The following is a 19137-nucleotide window of genomic DNA, read 5'->3' on the forward strand; positions in this document are numbered from 1 at the left end:
GCGGGCTGCGGCCCGCCCCCCGCCGGCATCACCGATAGACCAGACCGCCGTCGATCAGCGGGGCCTGACCGGTCATGTAATCGGCATCCGGGCTGGCCAGGAAGGAGACCAGTCCAGCCACATCGTCCGGTGTCTCCGCCCGTCCCAGGGCGATGCCTTCCACATATTTCTTGTAGGTCGCCCCGACGGGCGCCCCGGTGACCGCCGCCATGCGCTTGTCGATCTCCACCCACATGTCCGTGCCCACCACGCCGGGGCAATAGGCATTGACGGTGATGCCGTCGGCGGCAAGCTCCTTGGCCGCCGCCTGGGTCAGGGCACGCACGGCGAACTTGGTGGCGGAATAGACACCCAGCAGGGCGAAACCGTCATGGCCGGCGATGGAGGAGGCGTTGATGATCTTGCCCTTGCGCCCCAGCTTCTTGAAGGTGGCGGCCGCGGCCTGGATGCCCCAGAGCACGCCCTGGACATTGATGCGGAAGATGCGCTCCACCTCCTCCGGCGTCACGTCGAGAAGCGGCTGCACCTGGGCGATGCCGGCATTGTTGACCATGATGTCCAACCCGCCAAGCGTGTGGACGGCATGATCGACAGCGGCATGCACCTGGGCCCGGTCGCTGACATCGGCGACAAAGGTCGTGGCCCGGCGGCCCAGCGCCCGCGCCTCCTTGGCCACCGCCTCCATCTTCTCGGGGTTGAGATCGACGATGACCAGATCCGCACCATCGCGCGCCAGACGCAGCGCGATCCCGCGACCGATCCCTTGTCCAGCCCCGGTAACCAGGGCGACCTTGCCGACACTGTGCATGAGCGTGCTTCCCTCATCTGTGGGAACGGCCTGGGGCCGGCCCCATGGACGTCCCCCTGGCGGACCGGATCAATCCGGCGCCGGCGGACCCTCGGCATTGGCTGGGCCCGCGCATGCCTGATCGGCACACCGGCCAGCCGCCAGCGGCGCAACAGCTATGGCTGCTGCAACCGCCCCTCACATGTGGGAATGGATCGGCCGGACGGGAGAGGCAATTTGCCACATCAATCCGTTACAGTCTGATGTTTCAGGTGCTTATGCTCAGGCCTGCTGGCCGTCCGGCTCCGTTGCCGCCGCAGCGGCGTCCTCCTTGCGCTGCATGACCGCGCCGAAGAAGCCGTCGGTGTTGTGCCGGGCCGGGGTCAGCCTCAACATGGGCTCGGTCGTCGGGGCCTTGCCCCAGCCGGCAGGCCAGGCCTCGGGCACGGGAACCAGAGTGAAGTCGGGATTGGCCTCCAGGAAAGCCTCGACCTGGCGCTCATTCTCCTCCGGCAGCAGCGAGCAGGTGGCATAGATCAGCCGGCCGCCGGGCCGCACCAGCCGGGCCGCACTGGCCAGGATACCGGCCTGCAGCGGCACCAGTTCGGACAGCCCCGGCCCCAGCAGGCGCCAGCGGCTGTCGGGGTTGCGCCGCCAGGTCCCGGTGCCGCTGCACGGCGCATCCACCACCACGCGGTCGAACTTCAGCTTGTGGCGCTTGACCCAGGGGTCGCGCTCGCTGGACAGGGGCCGGGTCTCGATATTGTGCAGGCCGGCGCGGCGGAAACGCTCCTTGGCCCGGGTCAGCCGGCCCTCCAGCACATCGGCGGCCACGACGCGGCCCTTGTTGTCCATCATGGCGGCGATGGCCAGGGTCTTGCCGCCGGCCCCGGCGCAGAAATCCACCACCTGCATGCCCGGCCGCGCATCGGCCAGGAAGGCCACCAGCTGCGAGCCCTCATCCTGGATCTCGATCAGCCCCTCCTTGTAAGGGGCCAGCGCCATCACGGGCGCCCGCGTGGGCAGGCGCAGCCCCACCGGCGACAGCGGCGTCGGCTCGGCGCTGATGCCGGCCTGCTTCAGGGCGGCGATGGCCTGCTCCCGCGTGCCCTTGACCGGGTTGACGCGCAGGTCCAGCGGCGCCTCGCCCAGCATGGCCCCCATTTCAACCAGGAAACGGTCGCCGAAGGCGACCTGCAGCGGCCCGGCGGCCCAGTCCGGCACTTCCCCCTTCACCGCATCGGGCTGATGCGGATGGTCCAGGGTGCGGGTCTCCAGCGCCTTGGCCAGACGCCATTCCTCGTCGCTGAGCGGCGGCGGCGAGAAGCGGCCGCCGGCGAAATTGTTGGCGATGCTCTCCGGCGTCTTGTCCTGGGTCAGCATGAGGTCGGCCACGACCAGGGTGCGCGGCGTGACCGTCACCCCCATCTTCTCGATCCACCAGGTCAGCCGGGCCCAGCGGCGCAGCACGCCATAGGCCTGACCGGCGATGGCCGCGCGATCCTTGGCGCCGATATAGCGGCGGTCACGGAAATAGGCGCTGGCGATGGCATCGGCCGGGCGCTTGGCCTCGATGATCTGGGTCAGCAGGTCGATGGCCGTCTGGAGCCGGGCGGCGGGGGTCATGGCATATCCTGGAACTGGCGAAGCCGCGGACTATAGGCATCCCGACCGTCGCTTGGAAGCCACGGCCATGCAACCCCGGCCTCCGCAATCGCAGGATGGGTTGACCCGGGACCGGACAGGGGACCGGATCAGGGGGCTGCCGGCCCCAGCCGATAGAGATGCAGCGTCGCCGGCTTGCCGCGGCTGTAGTTGAAGCCGGACAGTTCGACCAGCCGCACCGCTACCAGCCCCTTGTCCGCCAGCCCGGCCCCGGCCAGGGTCCGCTGGAACAGCTCCTCCTCCGGCCCGGTCGTCACCAGCCCCAGGGCACAGGCGGGATCGGCGGCCAGATGCTCCGCCACCATGGCGCCATTGCCCAGGCGGGTCCTGGTGCCGACCAGGAAGACCATGCTGGGCTCGGTATAGCCGGCCGCCGCCAGCACCGTGCCGGGGCAGGTCCGGTTGGCCTGCACCGCCGCCTGCACCTGCGGGCTGAGCCACAGCGGCGACAGCCCCGGCAGCACCAGCCCATGCACAAGCAGATAGGTGGCAAAGGCACCGCCCAGCCCCGCCGCCAGCAGCCGGTTCGGTTCGCGCCCGGCCTCCAGGCCCAGCACAAGGCTGCCCGTGGCCAGGATCACAGCCCCTGCCAGCAGGGCCAGCGGCGAGACGGATTGGGTCAGCTGCCAGGGGAATCCGGCGATCGCCCCGGCGAAGGCCAGGGTCACGACCATGAACAGCAGCCCGGCCAGGGCCAGCAGCCAGGGCTTGCGCACCTCGCTCCGGCTGAAGCGGTGCAGGGCCGCCGCCGCCATCAGGGCGGCGATGGCCGGGAACACCGGCAGGGTATAGTGCGGCAGCTTGGTGGTGACGATCTCGAACACCAGCCAGCTGGGAATGATCCAGGCCAGACAGAAACGGACGGCGTCGTCAGCACGGTTGCGCCAGATCCACGGCACGGACAGCAGCGCCAGCAGCGGCCAGGGCCAGAAGCTCAGCCAGAAGGTCGCCAGGAAATAACCCGGCGGGGCGCCATGCCCCTCCTGCCCCGTACCGGCCTTGCCCAGGAACTCGTGGCCGATGGCATAGGTGAAGAACTCGCCCTTGGTGGCGATGCCGATGGCGATCAGCCAGGGCAGCACCACGGCCAGCAGCAGCGGCAGGCCCGTCGCCGGGCGCAGGCGCTTCAGCCAGCCGGCCCTGCGTTCCATGCCCCACAGGGCCAGGATGGTGCCGCCGGTCACCATCAGGATGATCGGCCCCTTGACCAGGATCCCCAGGCCAAGGCCCAGCCAGAACAGCAGCGTCAGCCCGAGCGACGGCGCAATGGGCTTGTCGCGGTCGAGCCAGACGCGCGCCAGCACCCCCTGCGCCAGCAGGATGGTCGCCAGCAGCACGGCATCGGTCTTGGCCATGCGCGCTTCCACGCCCAGAACCACGGTGGAGGCCAGCGCCAGCCCGGCCAGCAGGCCGGCTGTCGCCCCGAACAGCCGCGCCGCCGTCCAGGCCGTCAGCAGCACGGCGGCCACCGCGCCCAACAGCGAGGGAATGCGGTACATCCAGATCGGCCCGTGTTCGGCCCCGCCGGTCAGCAGCGAGACCGACGCCGATTGCAGCCAATAGATCCCCACCGGCTTCTTGTGCCGCGCCTCGTCCTGATAGCGGATATCGACGAAGTCGCCGCTTTCCAGCATCTGGTGGCTGGCCTGGGCATAGCGGCTCTCGTCCCGGTCGAAGGGCGGAATGCCGGCAAAGCCGGGCAGGAACATGGCCAGGGCCACCACGGCCAGCAGCAGCCAGTGGACGGGCTTCAACGCGGTCAGGCGCAGCGGGGCATGGCTCATTCGGTCACGATCTCCCGCTCGGCCTCGGCCCGGATGTCGATGCGGCCCAGACGCTGCTTCTCCTGCCGGATCAGATGCAGATTGCGCAGATAGATGAGGATGGCCGGCATCTGTCCGGCCATCACGACCAAGTCCCGGTCCAGCACACCATAGGTGAAGATCATCAGGCCGCCACCCAGGCTGAAATACCAGAAGGCGACGGGCACGACGCTGCGCTTGGCCCGCTCCGAGGCCAGCCACTGCACGACGAACCGCCCCATGAACATGGCCTGCGCCACCAGGCCGAACAGCACCAGCCAGCCCTTATGGGCCGTGGCATCCTGCCACCAGGAGATCAGCCAGTGTTGGATTTCAAGCCAGTGCATGGGACTCAGACCTCGGTGACGTGCGAAGGAACGGTGGTGCGGCGCAGCAGCCAGACCACGCCGAACAGATCGAACAGGCCGACAGCGGCACGGCCCAGATTGGTGTATTTCGACGTGCCGGCGGTCCGCGCCCGGTCATTGACCGGCAGATTGGCGTACCGCAGTCCCCGTCCCTGCGTCAGGGCCGGAAAGAAGCGGTGCATGCTGTCGAAGAAGGGCAGTTCCAGCAGCAGGTCGCGGCGGATGAGCTTCAGCCCGCAGGCCGTATCGGGACAGGCGTCGCGCAACAAGGCCCGGCGGATGCCATTGCCGATACGCGAGGCCAGGCGCTTCCAGATGGTGTCGTCGCGGCGGCGGCGCACGCCCGCCACCAGGGCCAATCCGGAATCAGCCGCCACCAGATCGAGCATGCGCGGCACGTCGCGCGGATCGTTCTGCCGGTCGCCGTCCATGGTGACGATCCAGGTTCCCCGCGCCGCCGCCGCTCCTGTGCGCAGGGCCGCGCTCTTGCCGGACTTGGCGCTGTGCCGGATCAGGCGGATCACCGGGTGGCGCTGCCGGGCCTCCTCGATCCGGGCAACCGTGGCGTCGGTCGAGCCATCATCGATGAACAGCACCTCGTAAGCCGGGCCATTGCCCAGCACCTCCGCCAGTTCCTCCACCAGGGGCAGGATGTTGTCCTGCTCATTGAGGACGGGGATCACCACCGAATAGTGCACAGCTCCACCTCGACTCAAGGCCATCGCCGGCAGCGCTCATATCCCGAAAGGGGCGGTGACCGCCAGTGACGCTTTCCTGTAGGAGCGGCGAAAGCCGCGCATGGCGGACGGTCAGCCCAGCGTCCCGCTGCCGGTCGTGGTCACGCCCACGGCATCCCAGCGCCGCCGGGCCGCAGCCAGCGAGCCGTCCAGATCGATGGCCCGGCAGGCATCCTCGACGATCACCGCCTCGAAGCCGCAGCGCACCGCATCCTCGGCCGACCAGGACACGCAGAAATCCGTGGCCAGCCCGCACAGAACCACCCGGCGCACACCCCGCTCCCGCAGATAGCCTGCCAGCCCGGTGCTGGTGCGATGGTCGTTCTCGAAGAAGGCGGAGTAGCTGTCGATGTTCCGATGCATGCCCTTGCGCAGGACCAGGGCGGCGTGACCGGTCTCAAGATCGGGATGGAAGGCCGCCCCCGCCGTCCCCTGGACGCAATGGTCCGGCCACAGCACCTGCGGTCCATAGGGCATCTCGATGGTCGAGAAGTCCGGCCGGCCATGGGTCGAGGCAAAGGAGCCATGGCCTGCGGGATGCCAGTCCTGGGTCAGCACCACCAGGGGGAAACGGCGGGCCAGATCATTGGCCAGCGGCACCACCGCGGCACCGTCGGTCACGGCCAAGGCGCCGCCGGGACAGAAATCCCGCTGGATATCGACCAGCAGCAGGGCGTCGGTGTCGGTGATGCGCATGGTGTCGCTCCGGGCTCGGCTCAATAGGGGATACGGTCGGCCTTGTCGGTCCAGGCCTGGAACACGGCCCGGGCTTCGGGCAGCGGGGCATGCTGGCAGGGAACGATGCGGGCGCTGGGCGGCAGCGCCACCTGGGCATAGAGCAGAGCATCGTCGAAGCCGATGGCCGCGGCCTCGTCCCGGGTATTGGCATAGATAATGCGGTCGACCCGGGCCCACAGGCTGGCGGCCAGACACATGGGGCACGGCTCGCAACTGGCATAGAGCACGGCACCGCGCAGGTCGAACCGGTGCAGACGGGCACAGGCGTCGCGGATGGCCACGACCTCGGCATGGGCTGTCGGATCGTTGCTGGAGGTAACCCGGTTCCAGCCCTCTCCCACCACCTGCCCGTCCAGCACCAGGACGGCCCCGAACGGGCCACCGGCACCGGTCTCCATGCCCCGGCGGGACAGGTCGGCGGCATGGCGGAGAAACGTCAAATCGTCGGCGTGCATTCAAACTCCGGACTGAAGGACAGGAACGCCGGCGGCAACAGGCCGCCCCGGCGCTAGACATAGCGCGCCAGGACGCGACTGTCAGCGAAAGCGGACCCATATCGCCGCCGCGCTGGCAATCGCTCGTCCCCGGCGATAGAAGGCCAGGCGCAGCCGGGTCTTGTCCCGCACCGATCCGCCTGTCGGCAAGAACCGGCTGCACATGCCATCCGCAAGGGACCGATCTCCATGTGCCGTTTCCCTGTCCGCCGCACGCTGGCGGCGCTGGTCGCGCTCTCCGGCTTCCTGCTCGCCCCCACGGCCGCCTTCGCCTGGGGGCGTGACGGCCATCGGGCCGTTGCCGCCGTGGCAGAGCAGCTGCTGACCCCGGAGGCCAAGGCCGGGATCGCCACCCTGCTGGAACCCGGCCAGTCCCTGGCCGATGTGGCCAGCTGGGCCGATGAGGTCCGCCCGGAGCGGCCGAACACCGGCGGCTGGCACTATGTCAACGTGCCCATCACTACGGCGGGCTATGATGCGGACCGCGACTGCCACACACGGGAATGCGTGGTGCCTCAGGTCGAGCGCTTTTCCGCCCTGGTGGCGGATCGTTGGCTGCCGACCCCGATCCGCGCCACCGCGTTGAAGTTCCTGGTGCATTTCGTCGGCGATCTGCATCAGCCCATGCATGTGGGTGAGAACCATGACCGCGGCGGCAATGACGTCAAGGTCGTGCTGGCTGGCACCGAGACCAACCTGCACCGCGTCTGGGACAGCCAGATCCTGCAAAAGGGCTGGGGCAAGGACGGGGCCGCCATGGCACCGCAGCTGCTGGCGGCGCTGACGCCGCAGCACCGCGTGCGCTGGTCGAAGGGCGACGCCGCGTCCTGGGCGCAGGAAAGCTGGGCGGTCAGCCGCGATGCCATCTATCCCGCGCTGGGCGCAGAGATCCCCCCGGCCATTACCCCGGACACGGCCCAGCGCTGGCTGCCCATCATGGAACAGCGCATCACCCAGGCCGGCGTACGGCTGGCCCTGTTGCTGAACCGGGCCTTTCCGGCCTCCTGACCGATAGGGCGGCCGCTCCGCCCTAGAAGTTCAACAGGGCCGGCGCCTTGTGGATGATCTCTTCGAGGATCATCTCCGCCGTATCGAGATCCTGCTGCAGCTTCTCGCCCAGCTTTCCCACATATTCCGGCCGCTTCAGCTTCTCCGAGGCATCATAGAGGCTGCGCAGTTCGGACACGAAGATGTCGCGCGCGCCCAGGGGCAGCATGGTCTTGGCCGACAGGACGAAGAAGAAGCGCATGCTGGCCCGGACCAGCAGACCCAGCATCATGGTGTCGAGTCGGGCATATTCCTCGCGCAGATCATCGACGCGCACGCCTTCGACACTCTTCAGCCGCCCCTCGATCAGGATGCAGAGGGCGCGGAACTCACCGACCTTGCTGCGGAAATCATTGTAGGCCTGGAAGCTGTCCTTGGCCGCTTCCTCCTCGGCCAGCTTGGCCAGATGCATGGCCTCGCGGGCCTGGCGCTCCAGGGCCGCCAGCAGGTCCTGGACGTCTTTCCGGCTATAGGTTCTTTTCATCTCGATCAGGGCCAGCAGCTGCATCGGCGCCTTTCCGTGTCCGGCTCCCGGCCGGCGGAAGGCACCGATGTATAGCGCCTCCCTCCCCGTCGATAAAGCGGCCCCATCCGGCAGCTGGCCGGCGGTGCTTGCACGCCTGGTTGTCCTGGCCCTAGGCTCGATCCGTCAACAACAGGCCACAAGGCCGGCGATACATCGGCTGGGGGAGCTTCATGTTAACCATTACGTCCCTGTCGCACACCTATCCCAATGGCGTGCAGGCGCTCAATGACGTCACGCTGGCCGTGCCACGGGGCATGTTCGGCCTTCTCGGCCCCAACGGAGCCGGCAAATCCTCACTGATGCGCTGTATCGCCACGCTGCAGACGCCCACATCCGGCAGCATCCAGTTCGACGGCATCGATGTGCTGGCCCAGCCGATGGAGCTGCGCCGCATCCTCGGCTACCTGCCGCAGGAGTTCGGTGTCTATCCGCGCATCAGCGCCGAGGACATGCTGGAGCATCTGGCCGTCCTGAAGGGACTGACCAACGCCGGCGAACGGCGGGAGGTGGTTGCCGGCCTGTTGCAGCAGACCAATCTCTATCATGCCCGCAAGAAGGCGCTGGCCGGCTTCTCCGGCGGCATGCGCCAGCGCTTCGGCATCGCCCAGGCCCTGCTGGGCAACCCGAAGCTCATCATCGTCGACGAGCCCACGGCCGGCCTCGACCCCGAGGAGCGCAACCGCTTCCACAATCTCCTGTCGGAGATCGGTGAGCATGTGGTGGTGATCCTGTCCACCCATATCGTCGAGGATGTGGCCGATCTGTGCCAGCGCATGGCCGTTCTGGCCGGCGGCCGCATCCTGCTGGAAGGGGAGCCGCTGCCGCTGATCGACAGCATGCGCGGCCGGATCTGGCGCAAGATCGTCGACAAGGCCGAGGTGGAGGAGCACAGGCAGCGCCACGCCCTCATCTCCACCCGCCTGTTCGCAGGCCGCGTGGTGCTGCATGCCCTGGCCGACACCCACCCCGGCGACGGGTTCGAAGTGGCGCCCGGCAATCTTGAGGATGTCTATTTCGCCACGCTGGCCAGCAGCCGGCGCGCCGCCTGATCCGGACCGCGCAGAGGAGACCGCCCATGCTCGGCCGCATCGCCGCATTCGAATTCCGCTACCAGCTGCGGCAGCCCGCCTTCTGGGTCTGCTTCATCGCCTTCTTCCTGCTGACCTTCCTGGCCATCACCAACGACAATGTGCAGATCGGATCGGGCGGCGGAACCCATGCCAACGCCCCGTTCGCCATCTTCCAGACCACGGCCATCATGAGCCTGGTCGGGCTGTTCATTCCGCTGGCGATCCTGCCCGGCGCGCTGCTGCGTGATCCGGAAACCGGCATGGCCGGATTGCTCTATGCCCTGCCCCTGCAACGGACCAGCTTCCTGCTCGGCCGCTTCCTTGGCGCCTATGCCATCGTGGCCCTGGCCTTCCTCGGTGCGCCCCTGGGCACCATGCTGGGCAGTGTCATGTGGTGGCTCGACCCGGAGACCCTGGGACCGTTCCGCGCCGTCGACTATGTCCATGCCGTGCTCATCTGGGGCTGGCCCAATCTGCTGATCACGGGGGCGCTGTTCTTCGCCACCGCCGCGCTCAGCCGCAGCCAGTGGGCCGTCTACGGCGTCATGCTGGCCCTGCTGGTGGCCTGGGTCGTCACCGGCAAGCTGCTGGACGGTCCCGAGGTGCGGGAGCTGGTGGCGATCACCGATCCGTTCGGGCTGCGCGCCGCCGGGCAGATGACGCGCTACTGGACCACCTTCGAGCGCAACACGCAGCTGGTGCCCCTGGAGGGCATTCTGCTGTGGAACCGGCTGCTGTGGCTTGGCATCGCGGTGGCGCTGGTGGGTCTGGCGCTGGCCAGCTTCCGGTTCCAGACCCAGCCCCGTGGTGGCCGCCGCCGCAAGGCGGAGCCTGTCGCCACCGAGCCCGTCAGCGGCGACCTGCGGCTTGTCGGCGGCACGCCGGCCCCCGCCGGCCGCGCCGGGCTGGCGCAATTCCTGGCGCAGAGCCGCCTGGAAGCGGTGAGCGTCATGAAAAGCCCCGGCTTCCTGGTCATGCTGGCCCTTGGCCTGTTCAATGCCGTCGGCGCGCTGAGCAGCATGGACGCGCTGTACGGCACGCCGATCTATCCCGTCAGCCGCATGGTGGTGGATCTGCTGGCCGGCAGTTTCGGCATCATTCCGGTGATCGTCGTCATCTACTACACGGCGGAACTGGTCTGGCGCGACCGCCAGACCCGCATGCATGAGCTGGTGCAGTCCTGCCCGGTTCCCGGCTGGGTCTTCGTGGCCAGCAAGCTGCTGGCCATGGTCCTGGTGCTGCTGGCTCTGTTCGCCGCGGCCGCCCTGGCCGGCATCATCACCCAGCTGGTCGCCGGACCGACGCCGATCGAACCCCGCTTCTATCTGGCGCAGATGCTGGTCTTCACCGGCATACCGATCCTGCATCTGGCCGTGCTGTCCCTGTTCATCCAGGTGCTGGTCCCCAACAAGTATCTCGGCATGCTGGCCATGGTCGGCTACATGCTGCTGGGGATGGTGGCCGAGCAGCTGGGGCTGGTCGACAATCTGGTGATCTTCGGCGACAGCCCGACGGTCCGCACCTCCGACATGAACGGCTTCGGCCATTTTGCCGAACCGACCCTGTGGTTCCTGGCCTACTGGAGCTTCGCCGCCCTGGTTCTGGTGGCGGTGGCGCATCGGCTGTGGCCGTCCGGCGTGCCGGCGCCCCTGGCGAAACGGCTGCGGAGCCTGGCCCACGGCTGGACCGGCGGCCCCGCGGTGCTGGCCGCCGCCGGCCTGGCCGGGTTCCTCCTGACCGGCGGGTGGATCGCCTACAACACCCATGGCCTGAACGACGTGCGCAGTCCGGACAGCCGCGAGGCGGATCTGGTCGCCTATGAGAAGGCCTACCGCCAGTATGAGGGCCTGCCGCAGCCGCGGATCACCGATGTCCGCGTCGATCTGGATCTGTTCCCCGAAACGCGCGGCTATCAGGCCAAAGGTGTCTATGTCCTGGAGAACCGCACGGGCGTGGCCGTGCCCGACATCCATATCCAGTTTGACCAGGATATCGTTGTCACCGCGCTGGAGGTGGAGGGAGGCACCCCGAAGCAGGAGGATCGGCACTACAACCACTTCATCCATCAGCTGGCCGTGCCGATGCAGCCGGGGGAAAAGCGGACCCTGCGCTTCGCCGTGAAGAAGGAGAATCCCGGTTTCACCAACGATGCCGAGGTGACGCCGGTGGTCTATAACGGCTCCTTCCTCAACAATACGGCCGTGGCCCCCTTCATCGGCTTCAGCCGCGCCTTCCTGCTGCAGGACCGCAATGCCCGGCGCAAGCACGGGCTGGACCCGATCGACCGCATGGCGAAGCTGGATGACCAGAGCCAATGGCGGAACAACTATCTGCGCGAGGACAGCGACTGGGTCCGCTTCGAGACCACCGTCTCCACCAGCGCGGACCAGACCGTCATCGCACCGGGCTATGCGCAGAAGGAGTGGGTGGAGAATGGGCGGCGCTACGTCCACTACGCCATGGATGCCCCGATCCTGAACTTCTACAGCTGGCTGTCGGCCCGGTACAGCGTGGCCCGGGACAGCTGGAACGGCGTGGATCTCAGCGTCTATTACCATGAGCCGCACGCCTGGAACGTGCCGCGCATGCTGGACGCCATGAAGAAGTCGCTGGCCTATTTCAGCGGTGCCTTCAGCCCCTACCAGCATCGGCAGATGCGCATCCTGGAGTTCCCGGCCTACGCAACCTTCGCCCAGAGCTTCCCCAACACGGTTCCCTATTCCGAGGGCATCGGCTTCATCGCCGATAACCGGGATCCCGAGGACATCGATTACGTCTTCTATGTCACCGCGCATGAGGTGGCCCATCAATGGTGGGCGCACCAGGTGATGGGGGCCAATGTCCAGGGCTCCACCCTGCTGTCGGAGACCCTGGCGCAGTACTCGGCCCTGCTGGTGATGGAACAGGAATACGGCCCGGACAAGATCCGCAAATTCCTGAAGTACGAGCTGGACCGCTACCTGCGCGGCCGCGGCGGCGAGGAACGCGAGGAACAGCCGCTGATGCTGGTGGAGAACCAGGCCTATATCCACTACCGCAAGGGCGCGATCGTGATGTACGCGCTGAAGGATCTGGTCGGGGAGGAGACGGTGAACCGGGCCCTGGCCCGGCTGGTCAAGGAAACAGCCTACAGGAGCGATCCCTATCCCCGTTCCGTCGATCTGGTGCGCATCCTCAAGGAGGAGGTGGGGCCGGACCGCACCGGTCTGATCGAGGATCTGTTCGAGAAGATCGTTCTCTATGACCTGAAGCCCGCCCAGCAGACGGTGGAGCCCACGGCCGACGGCAAGCTCAAGGTGACGCTGACGCTGGATGCCGCCAAGGTGGAGGCCGACGGTCAGGGCAAGGAGACGCCGCGCACGCTGGACGACTGGATCGATATCGGCGTGTTCAAGGCCGACCCGTCCAAGCCCGCCTTCAGCGCCGCCGACGTGCTCTATCTGAAAAAGCACAGGATCGAGCGCAAGGATCAGGTCATCGAGATCGAGGTGGATCGCAGCGACCGGCTGTGGATCGGCGTCGATCCCTACAACAAGCTGATCGACCGCAACAGCGACGACAATGTGGTGAGCTGGACGGCCCCCTAGCCGGACCCGCCGCCGGCAGGAAAAAGGGCCTCCGGAGCGATCCGGAGGCCCTTGGTCTTTTCAGGGGAACCGGTGGATGCGTCAGTCCGCGTCCACCATCTCCTCCACGGCTTCGTCGCTGTCGCCACGACGGCCGCCTTTGGCCTCGGCATAGTCGAACGCGAGCTTGTCCTCGGCCGTGTTCAGCACGATCTTCACCGCGCCGCCCTTGGTCAGCTTGCCGAACAGCAGTTCCTCCGCCAGGGGCTTCTTCACATGCTCCTGGATGGTACGGGCCAGCGGACGGGCACCCATGACCGGGTCGTAGCCCTTCTTGGCCAGCCATTCCCGCGCATCCTCGGACAGTTCGATGGTGACGCCGCGGTCCCCCAGCTGGGCTTCCAGCTCCATCACGAACTTGTCCACCACGCGGGCGACGATCTCGGCCGTCAGGCCGGAGAAGGCGATGATGGCGTCCAGCCGGTTCCTGAATTCCGGCGTGAACATCTTGTTGATCGCCTCGGTATCCTCGCCCGTGCGGACCTCCCGACCGAAACCGATGGCGGGCTTGGCCATGTCGGCCGCGCCGGCATTGGTGGTCATGATCAGGATGACGTTGCGGAAATCGACCGTCTTGCCGTTGTGGTCGGTCAATTTGCCATGGTCCATGACCTGCAACAGGATGTTGTACAGGTCCGGGTGCGCCTTCTCGATCTCGTCCAGCAGCAGCACGCAGTGCGGATGCTGGTCGACGGCATCGGTCAGCAGGCCGCCCTGGTCGAAGCCGACATAGCCCGGCGGCGCGCCGATCAGCCGGCTGACCGTATGGCGCTCCATATACTCCGACATGTCGAAGCGCGTCAGCTCGATGCCCAGGGTGCGGGCCAGCTGCTTGGCCACCTCGGTCTTGCCGACGCCGGTCGGGCCGGAGAACAGGTAGTTGCCGATGGGCTTCTCCGGCTCGCGCAGACCGGCCCGCGCCAGCTTGATGGCCGACACCAGCGCTTCGATGGCCTGGTTCTGCCCGAAGACCATGGTCTTCAGGTCCCGCTCCAGGTTCAGCAGCACTTCCTTGTCGTCACGGCTGATCGACTTCGGCGGGATGCGGGCAATCTTGGCGATCACCCCCTCCACATCCTTCTGGGTGATGGTCTTCTTGCGCTTGCCTTCGGGCAGCAGCGCCTGGGCCGCCCCGACCTCATCGATGACGTCGATGGCCTTATCCGGCAGCTTGCGGTCGCCGATATACTTGGCCGACAGTTCGACCGCCGTGCGGATGGCGTCCTTGGTGTAGCGGACGCGGTGATGCTTCTCGTAATAGGTCTTGATGCCGTCGAGGATCTTGATGGCATCCTCGATGGTCGGCTCGTTGACGTCGATCTTCTGGAAGCGCCGGACCAGGGCCCGGTCCTTCTCGAAATAGCTGCGATATTCCTTGTAGGTCGTCGAGCCGATGCAGCGCAGCGCGCCCGACGCCAGGGCCGGCTTCAGCAGATTGGACGCATCCATGGCGCCGCCCGAGGTGGCACCGGCCCCGATCACCGTATGGATCTCATCGATGAACAGGATGGAGCCGTCCAGCGCCTCCAGCTCGGAGACGACGCTTTTCAGCCGCTCCTCGAAGTCGCCGCGATAGCGGGTGCCGGCCAGCAGCGCCCCCATGTCCAGCGCATAGATGACGGCATTCTTCAGGACCTCCGGCACCTCGCCATGGACGATGCGCCGGGCCAGCCCTTCGGCGATGGCCGTCTTGCCCACGCCCGGATCACCCACATAGAGCGGGTTGTTCTTGGAGCGACGGCACAGGATCTGGATGGTGCGCTCAACCTCCTGCTCACGGCCGATCAGCGGATCGATCTTGCCGCTGGCCGCCTTCTTGTTGAGGTTGACGCAGTAGGCCTCAAGGGCCTCGGTGCCTTTTTTCACGACCTTCTCCGGCTGGGCGTCGTCGTCGGCTCCGGAGACACGCTTGGGTTCAGATCGTCCGGGTGCCTTGGCGATACCGTGAGAAATGTAGTTCACCGCGTCGAACCGGGTCATTTCCTGTTCCTGCAGGAAATAGACCGCGTGGCTTTCACGCTCGGAGAACAAGGCAACCAGCACATTGGCTCCCGTCACCTCTTCACGTCCCGAACTCTGTACGTGGATCGCCGCCCGCTGCAGCACGCGCTGGAAGCCCGCAGTCGGTTTGGCGTCATCGGGACGGTTGGTGATCAGGTTGGACAGTTCGTTATCGAGATATTCGGTCAGCTCGGATCGCAGCTTCTGCAGATCCACACCACAGGCTCGCAGGACCGCCACGGCGTCCTGGTCTTCCGACAGGGCGAGCAGAAGATGTTCAAGAGTAGCGTACTCGTGGCGCCGCTCGTTGGCGTTGGCTAGGGCCCGGTGAAGCGTCTGCTCGAGGTTACGCGAGAGCATCGAGGGCTAATCCTTCTCCAAGGTGCATTGCAGAGGATGCTGGTGCTGGCGGGCAAAGTCCATGACCTGCGTCACCTTTGTCTCAGCAACCTCATAAGTGTAGACCCCGCACACGCCGACCCCACGCCTGTGCACTTGCAACATGACACGGGTGGCCTCCTCCCGGTTCTTCTGGAAAAACCGCTCCAGCACATGAACGACGAACTCCATGGGGGTGTAGTCGTCATTCAACATCAAAACCTTGTACATCGAAGGCTTCTTTGTCTTCGGCTTGGCCTTCACGACCACGCCTGTCGTGGTGCCTTCGTCGCCGCGCTTATCGTTGTCGGCCATGGTCACTTCTGAAGTCGTCGTCACCCGGGGGCGTCCTACAGCAATCATATGAAATCGGGAGCCCCGGTTGGAAGGGGCCATATGGGAAGGTCCTGCGGAGAACACGGGGTCAACCCCGTCGGATCGGTTTCCGCTCTCTGACGGGACAATACCGCCATGTGCCCGTCGGAAAAGCAAAACCCGGCGATCAATGACCGCCGGGCTGCCATTCGTGCCGGTCCAGCCCAGGGCCGAACCTATGCATAAGAGTCAGGCCGCCTTCAGCTTGCCCAACTGCTCCACCGTGGCATTGATGCGTGCGGTCAGGGGTTCCGCCGCCTCGTTGGCGACCTGGACCGACAGTTCGGAGACCTTGGTCGCCTCGGCCATGAAGGCATCGAAGCTGCTGCGGGCATACTCGGTCTGCAGATCGACCAGTTCCTTCAGCGTCTTGACCGAGAGGGCGGCCTTGGCCGCGCTCATCCCCTGGTCCAACTGCGCCTGGGTGTAGCTGGACACGGCCTTCGACAGCGCCTCCAGCCCCTTGACCAGCACGGCACTGGACTGGACCAGCGCATCGATATTGTCCTTGTGGAAGCCGGCCACATCGCCATAGGCGTTGAAAATCTGTGCGGACATCTTCTCCACCTGCTCCTGCGTATAGGTCAGAACCTGTTCCACGCTCTGGACCGGGGCCGCGGGAATCGCGGAGGCCGCCGGCGGCGCAAGCGTATCGGCAATGGGCGCGGCGCTTTCGGCGGCGCCGGCCCCGGCGGTCACATCCTCGGCGACCGGGGCTTGCGCCGCGGCCACAGGTTCGGCAACGACCTTGACGGCCTTTGTACGGGCAACCATGGCATTCCTCCTCGCGCTCAGGTGATCGCCGGTCCGCGGCGGACGAACGGCAGGCTGGATGCCGCGCCGGTTCCGTCGCGCTATTGCTGCACTGCAGCATAGACGTTATATCGGCATGACGGAGAGCCCGTCAAGGGCGTTTGTGCGCCGCGATATTCCCGCCTGGCGCGCAGAGCGGCCCGCATGGGCCGCCTCAGCCCGTCTGGCGGCTGTATCCTATTGAACCCGCGCGGCTTGCTTTACCGGACTTGGGCGGGCATGCAAGGATGGCGACAGACCAGCGCCCATAGCAGCCACCCGACCGGCCCCATGACCTATTGCCTTGGTATCAAGATCCGTGAGGGGCTGATTGCCCTGTCCGATGGGCGCATCACGGCCGGCAGCCAGGTGTCCGCCGCCCGCAAGGTGGCGATGGTGGGGCTGGGGGAGGCCCGCTTCTTCGTCATGACCTCGGGCTTGCGCAGCGTCCGCGACAAGACGCTGGCCTATCTCCGCCGCGACATCGCCCGGCGGGAGGCGGAGAAGCCCGCCCCCTTCAGCAGCATGCTGGATGCCGTCACGGCCTTTGCCCGATGTCTGCGCACCGTGGCGGCCGAGGACCGGGCGGCCCTGGAGGAGTCCGGGCTGTCCTTCAATCTGCACGCCATCATCGGCGGCCGGCTGTCGGCCGATGCGGAGCCGACCATCTATCTGGTCTATCCCGAGGGCAACTGGATCGAGGTGGATGACAGGACGCCCTATCTCTCCATCGGCTCCACCGCCTATGGCAAGCCCATCCTCGACCGGGCACTGCGGCCGGAAACCAGCATGCGGACAGCGCTGAAACTGGCCTACCTGTCCTTCGACAGCAGCCGGACCAGCTCGGCCGATGTCGGCTATCCCATCGACATGCTGACCTTCTCCACCGAAACCGGGCACTGGCGGGAAGGACAGTTCGACTATGAGGAACTTCTGGCGCAACGGCGCTGGTGGAATGAGCAGATCACCGAACTCGCCACCCGTCTTCCCGACGGTCCCTGGCTCGGCCGGCTGGTGGAGTGATCCGCCCCTCCCTGTCCGGGGTGGCCGCGCCGCCACGGTCGGGAGCCGATGTCACACCCGCCCGCTTCCCCGCTTGCCATACTCCGTTCGGCTGGCGCTGGCGCAGACGCGCGGGAAAGCGCAGTCAATCTCTTAACGAATCTCTGGTAGACACTGATTCCGTTCGCCTTTACCTTGGGCCTCTCTGGCCGGGAAAGAGGCGGAACTGGGGGGCTTTATTGTGACCGCGCCGCGCATGCATCGTCCGTTCGGGGAAGTGATCCGCCATGGGCGGTACGCCCTTCTTTTGTCGATGCTGGTGCTGCTCTGCGCCCTTCCCGGTACGGCCCTGGCGAAATATGCCTCGATCGTGATCGATGCGCGCACCGGTCAGGTCCTGCATGCGGCCAGCGCCGATACCCGGAACTTCCCGGCCTCGCTGACCAAGATGATGACCCTGTACATGGCGTTCGATGCGCTGGATGCGGGCAAGCTGAAGCTGGACCAGCGCATCCCGGTATCGGCCCATGCCGCCGGCGTCAGCCCGTCGAAACTGGGGCTGGTGGCCGGCACCACGGTCCGGGTCGAGGACTGCATTCTGGGCATGACGGTGAAATCCGCCAATGACTGCGCCGTGGTCATGGCGGAGGCGCTGGGGGGCACGGAAAGCAATTTCGCGCGCAAGATGACGGAGCGCGCCCACCAGCTGGGCATGACCAGGACCGCCTTCCGCAATGCCTCGGGCCTGCCCAATGCGGGCCAGCTCTCGACGGCGCGGGACATGGCCCGGCTGGCCCAGGCCCTGATCTACGACCATCCCCGCTACTACCATTATTTCGGGGTCCGCGAGTTCCGCTTCAACGGCCAGACCGTGGTCGGGCACAACCGGCTCATGTACCGCTATCCCGGCATGGACGGGCTGAAGACGGGCTATATCAACGCGTCGGGCTTCAACCTCGTCTCCTCCGCCGTCCGTGACGGGCGGCGTCTGGTGGGCGTGGTCTTCGGTGGCCAGTCGGCCGTCTGGCGTGACAATCACATGGAAGACCTGCTGGACGAGGCGTTCGAGGGCCGCGGTGCGCCGATGCTGGTCGCCTCGTCCAAGGCGCCCCAGGGCAAGAAGGGCGGCAAGGCCCGGGATACCGAGGTGGCGGAGGTGGTGCATGCCGTGGCCAAGGCCGCCGGCAGCATCGCCGAGGGGGCCGGGGAAATCGCCCTGCCCCGCAGCGCCCATGCCACCCCGATGGCCATCCCCCAGCCCAAGGCGGTGCCGTCGGGCTGGGGTATCCAGGTCGGCGCCTTCAATGACAAGGCCTCGAGCCAGAAGGCCATCGCCCTGGCGACGCAGCGGGCCGGTACGCTGCTGGACAGCGCCCTGCCTGATGTGCTGGAGGTCAAGACGGCCAAGGGCACCCTCTACCGGGCCCGGCTGATGGGGCTGGATGAGAAATCGGCGCGCAACGCCTGCGCCAGGCTGGCCAAGGTCGGCCATGGCTGCCTGACCGTTCCGCCGAAGAAGGCCTTGTAACCCCCTCTTTCTCAGGACCGGTCGCCCGAACAGAACCGCCCGCCAGAAGCAATGGCGGGCGGTTTTCCGTATACGGGCGGTGTGGATCAGAAGCCGGCGGGGGCCTTGATTCCGCTCTGGTCGAGCTGTGTGCGGATCTGGTCCTTCAGCCGGTCGAGACCGTCCTGGGTGAAGGCCTCGGCGCGGGCGACCAGCACGTCC

The 19137-nt window shown here is 66.8% G+C and carries 16 protein-coding genes; 5 read left to right on the forward strand and 11 right to left on the reverse strand.

Annotated features, from left to right (window positions below):
• Positions 1-28: 28 nt before the first annotated feature.
• The 7 genes from DK368_RS19340 to DK368_RS19370 all read right to left on the reverse strand — a co-directional run bounded on the left by DK368_RS19340 (position 29) and on the right by DK368_RS19370 (position 6552).
• Entirely contained in the window at positions 29-808 is a 780-nt protein-coding gene (locus DK368_RS19340) for an acetoin reductase (protein ID WP_114395625.1), read from the reverse strand.
• Between the two features lie 261 nt (positions 809-1069).
• Positions 1070-2413, reverse strand: coding sequence for an RsmB/NOP family class I SAM-dependent RNA methyltransferase (locus DK368_RS19345; protein ID WP_114395626.1), 1344 nt, complete (start codon positions 2411-2413; stop codon positions 1070-1072).
• 128 nt (positions 2414-2541) lie between these two features.
• On the reverse strand, positions 2542-4236 hold the full coding sequence (locus DK368_RS19350; protein ID WP_114395627.1) for an ArnT family glycosyltransferase: 1695 nt from the start codon (positions 4234-4236) through the stop codon (positions 2542-2544).
• Positions 4233-4601, reverse strand: coding sequence for a lipid-A-disaccharide synthase N-terminal domain-containing protein (locus DK368_RS19355; RefSeq protein WP_114395628.1), 369 nt, complete (start codon positions 4599-4601; stop codon positions 4233-4235). Before DK368_RS19355 ends, DK368_RS19350 begins: the two co-directional genes overlap by 4 nt.
• 5 nt (positions 4602-4606) lie before the next feature.
• Positions 4607-5320, reverse strand: coding sequence for a glycosyltransferase family 2 protein (locus DK368_RS19360; RefSeq protein WP_420818912.1), 714 nt, complete (start codon positions 5318-5320; stop codon positions 4607-4609).
• A 111-nt stretch (positions 5321-5431) separates the two neighbouring features.
• Positions 5432-6055, reverse strand: a complete 624-nt coding sequence (pncA, locus tag DK368_RS19365; RefSeq protein ID WP_114395630.1) for a bifunctional nicotinamidase/pyrazinamidase — start codon at positions 6053-6055, stop codon at positions 5432-5434.
• 20 nt (positions 6056-6075) lie between these two features.
• A complete protein-coding gene (locus DK368_RS19370) occupies positions 6076-6552 on the reverse strand; it encodes a nucleoside deaminase (RefSeq protein ID WP_114395631.1) in 477 nt (158 codons plus the stop codon).
• Positions 6553-6780: 228 nt separating this feature from the next.
• Here DK368_RS19370 and DK368_RS19375 point away from each other — a divergent pair, with 228 nt between their 5' ends.
• Positions 6781-7599 carry a S1/P1 nuclease gene (locus tag DK368_RS19375; protein WP_114395632.1) on the forward strand — a complete coding sequence of 273 codons (819 nt, stop codon included), beginning with the start codon at positions 6781-6783 and terminating at the stop codon, positions 7597-7599.
• A gap of 22 nt (positions 7600-7621) precedes the next feature.
• On the opposite strand, the gene DK368_RS19380 is transcribed toward DK368_RS19375, so the two are convergent.
• Positions 7622-8146 (reverse strand): hypothetical protein, encoded by a 525-nt coding sequence (locus tag DK368_RS19380; protein WP_114395633.1) that lies wholly within the window; start codon positions 8144-8146, stop codon positions 7622-7624.
• Between the two features lie 188 nt (positions 8147-8334).
• Between DK368_RS19380 and DK368_RS19385 the strand changes: the two genes are divergently transcribed.
• Positions 8335-9213, forward strand: a complete 879-nt coding sequence (locus tag DK368_RS19385; RefSeq protein WP_114395634.1) for an ABC transporter ATP-binding protein — start codon at positions 8335-8337, stop codon at positions 9211-9213.
• Between the two features lie 26 nt (positions 9214-9239).
• The gene (locus tag DK368_RS19390) at positions 9240-12821 is read left to right on the forward strand and encodes a M1 family aminopeptidase (RefSeq protein WP_114395635.1); all 3582 of its coding nucleotides are present in this window, start codon (positions 9240-9242) and stop codon (positions 12819-12821) included.
• 81 nt (positions 12822-12902) lie between these two features.
• On the opposite strand, the gene clpA is transcribed toward DK368_RS19390, so the two are convergent.
• From clpA to DK368_RS19405, 3 genes are all read right to left on the reverse strand, one after another.
• Entirely contained in the window at positions 12903-15221 is a 2319-nt protein-coding gene (gene clpA / locus DK368_RS19395) for an ATP-dependent Clp protease ATP-binding subunit ClpA (protein ID WP_114395636.1), read from the reverse strand.
• Between the two features lie 6 nt (positions 15222-15227).
• The gene (clpS, locus tag DK368_RS19400; protein WP_114395637.1) at positions 15228-15554 is read right to left on the reverse strand and encodes an ATP-dependent Clp protease adapter ClpS; all 327 of its coding nucleotides are present in this window, start codon (positions 15552-15554) and stop codon (positions 15228-15230) included.
• 249 nt (positions 15555-15803) lie between these two features.
• Entirely contained in the window at positions 15804-16388 is a 585-nt protein-coding gene (locus tag DK368_RS19405) for a phasin family protein (protein ID WP_114395638.1), read from the reverse strand.
• 309 nt (positions 16389-16697) lie between these two features.
• Between DK368_RS19405 and DK368_RS19410 the strand changes: the two genes are divergently transcribed.
• Positions 16698-17429, forward strand: coding sequence for a proteasome-type protease (locus DK368_RS19410; RefSeq protein WP_114395639.1), 732 nt, complete (start codon positions 16698-16700; stop codon positions 17427-17429).
• Between the two features lie 235 nt (positions 17430-17664).
• On the forward strand, positions 17665-18936 hold the full coding sequence (locus DK368_RS19415) for a D-alanyl-D-alanine carboxypeptidase (protein ID WP_114395640.1): 1272 nt from the start codon (positions 17665-17667) through the stop codon (positions 18934-18936).
• Positions 18937-19137 lie beyond the last annotated feature (201 nt).

This window comes from Oleisolibacter albus, from assembly GCF_003336875.1.
GTDB classification, from domain to species: Bacteria; Pseudomonadota; Alphaproteobacteria; order Azospirillales; family Azospirillaceae; genus Niveispirillum; species Niveispirillum album.

What these genes read in the sequence shown, in the direction of transcription:
- DK368_RS19340 (WP_114395625.1), bottom strand. Translation starts at nt 808, where the DNA reads ATGCACAGTGTCGGCAAGGTCGCCCTGGTTACCGGGGCTGGACAAGGG.
- DK368_RS19345 (WP_114395626.1), bottom strand. Translation starts at nt 2,413, where the DNA reads ATGACCCCCGCCGCCCGGCTCCAGACGGCCATCGACCTGCTGACCCAG.
- DK368_RS19350 (WP_114395627.1), bottom strand. Translation starts at nt 4,236, where the DNA reads ATGAGCCATGCCCCGCTGCGCCTGACCGCGTTGAAGCCCGTCCACTGG.
- DK368_RS19355 (WP_114395628.1), bottom strand. Translation starts at nt 4,601, where the DNA reads ATGCACTGGCTTGAAATCCAACACTGGCTGATCTCCTGGTGGCAGGAT.
- pncA (WP_114395630.1), bottom strand. Translation starts at nt 6,055, where the DNA reads ATGCGCATCACCGACACCGACGCCCTGCTGCTGGTCGATATCCAGCGG.
- DK368_RS19370 (WP_114395631.1), bottom strand. Translation starts at nt 6,552, where the DNA reads ATGCACGCCGACGATTTGACGTTTCTCCGCCATGCCGCCGACCTGTCC.
- DK368_RS19375 (WP_114395632.1), top strand. Translation starts at nt 6,781, where the DNA reads ATGTGCCGTTTCCCTGTCCGCCGCACGCTGGCGGCGCTGGTCGCGCTC.
- DK368_RS19380 (WP_114395633.1), bottom strand. Translation starts at nt 8,146, where the DNA reads ATGCAGCTGCTGGCCCTGATCGAGATGAAAAGAACCTATAGCCGGAAA.
- DK368_RS19385 (WP_114395634.1), top strand. Translation starts at nt 8,335, where the DNA reads ATGTTAACCATTACGTCCCTGTCGCACACCTATCCCAATGGCGTGCAG.
- DK368_RS19390 (WP_114395635.1), top strand. Translation starts at nt 9,240, where the DNA reads ATGCTCGGCCGCATCGCCGCATTCGAATTCCGCTACCAGCTGCGGCAG.
- clpA (WP_114395636.1), bottom strand. Translation starts at nt 15,221, where the DNA reads ATGCTCTCGCGTAACCTCGAGCAGACGCTTCACCGGGCCCTAGCCAAC.
- clpS (WP_114395637.1), bottom strand. Translation starts at nt 15,554, where the DNA reads ATGGCCGACAACGATAAGCGCGGCGACGAAGGCACCACGACAGGCGTG.
- DK368_RS19405 (WP_114395638.1), bottom strand. Translation starts at nt 16,388, where the DNA reads ATGGTTGCCCGTACAAAGGCCGTCAAGGTCGTTGCCGAACCTGTGGCC.
- DK368_RS19410 (WP_114395639.1), top strand. Translation starts at nt 16,698, where the DNA reads ATGACCTATTGCCTTGGTATCAAGATCCGTGAGGGGCTGATTGCCCTG.
- DK368_RS19415 (WP_114395640.1), top strand. Translation starts at nt 17,665, where the DNA reads ATGCATCGTCCGTTCGGGGAAGTGATCCGCCATGGGCGGTACGCCCTT.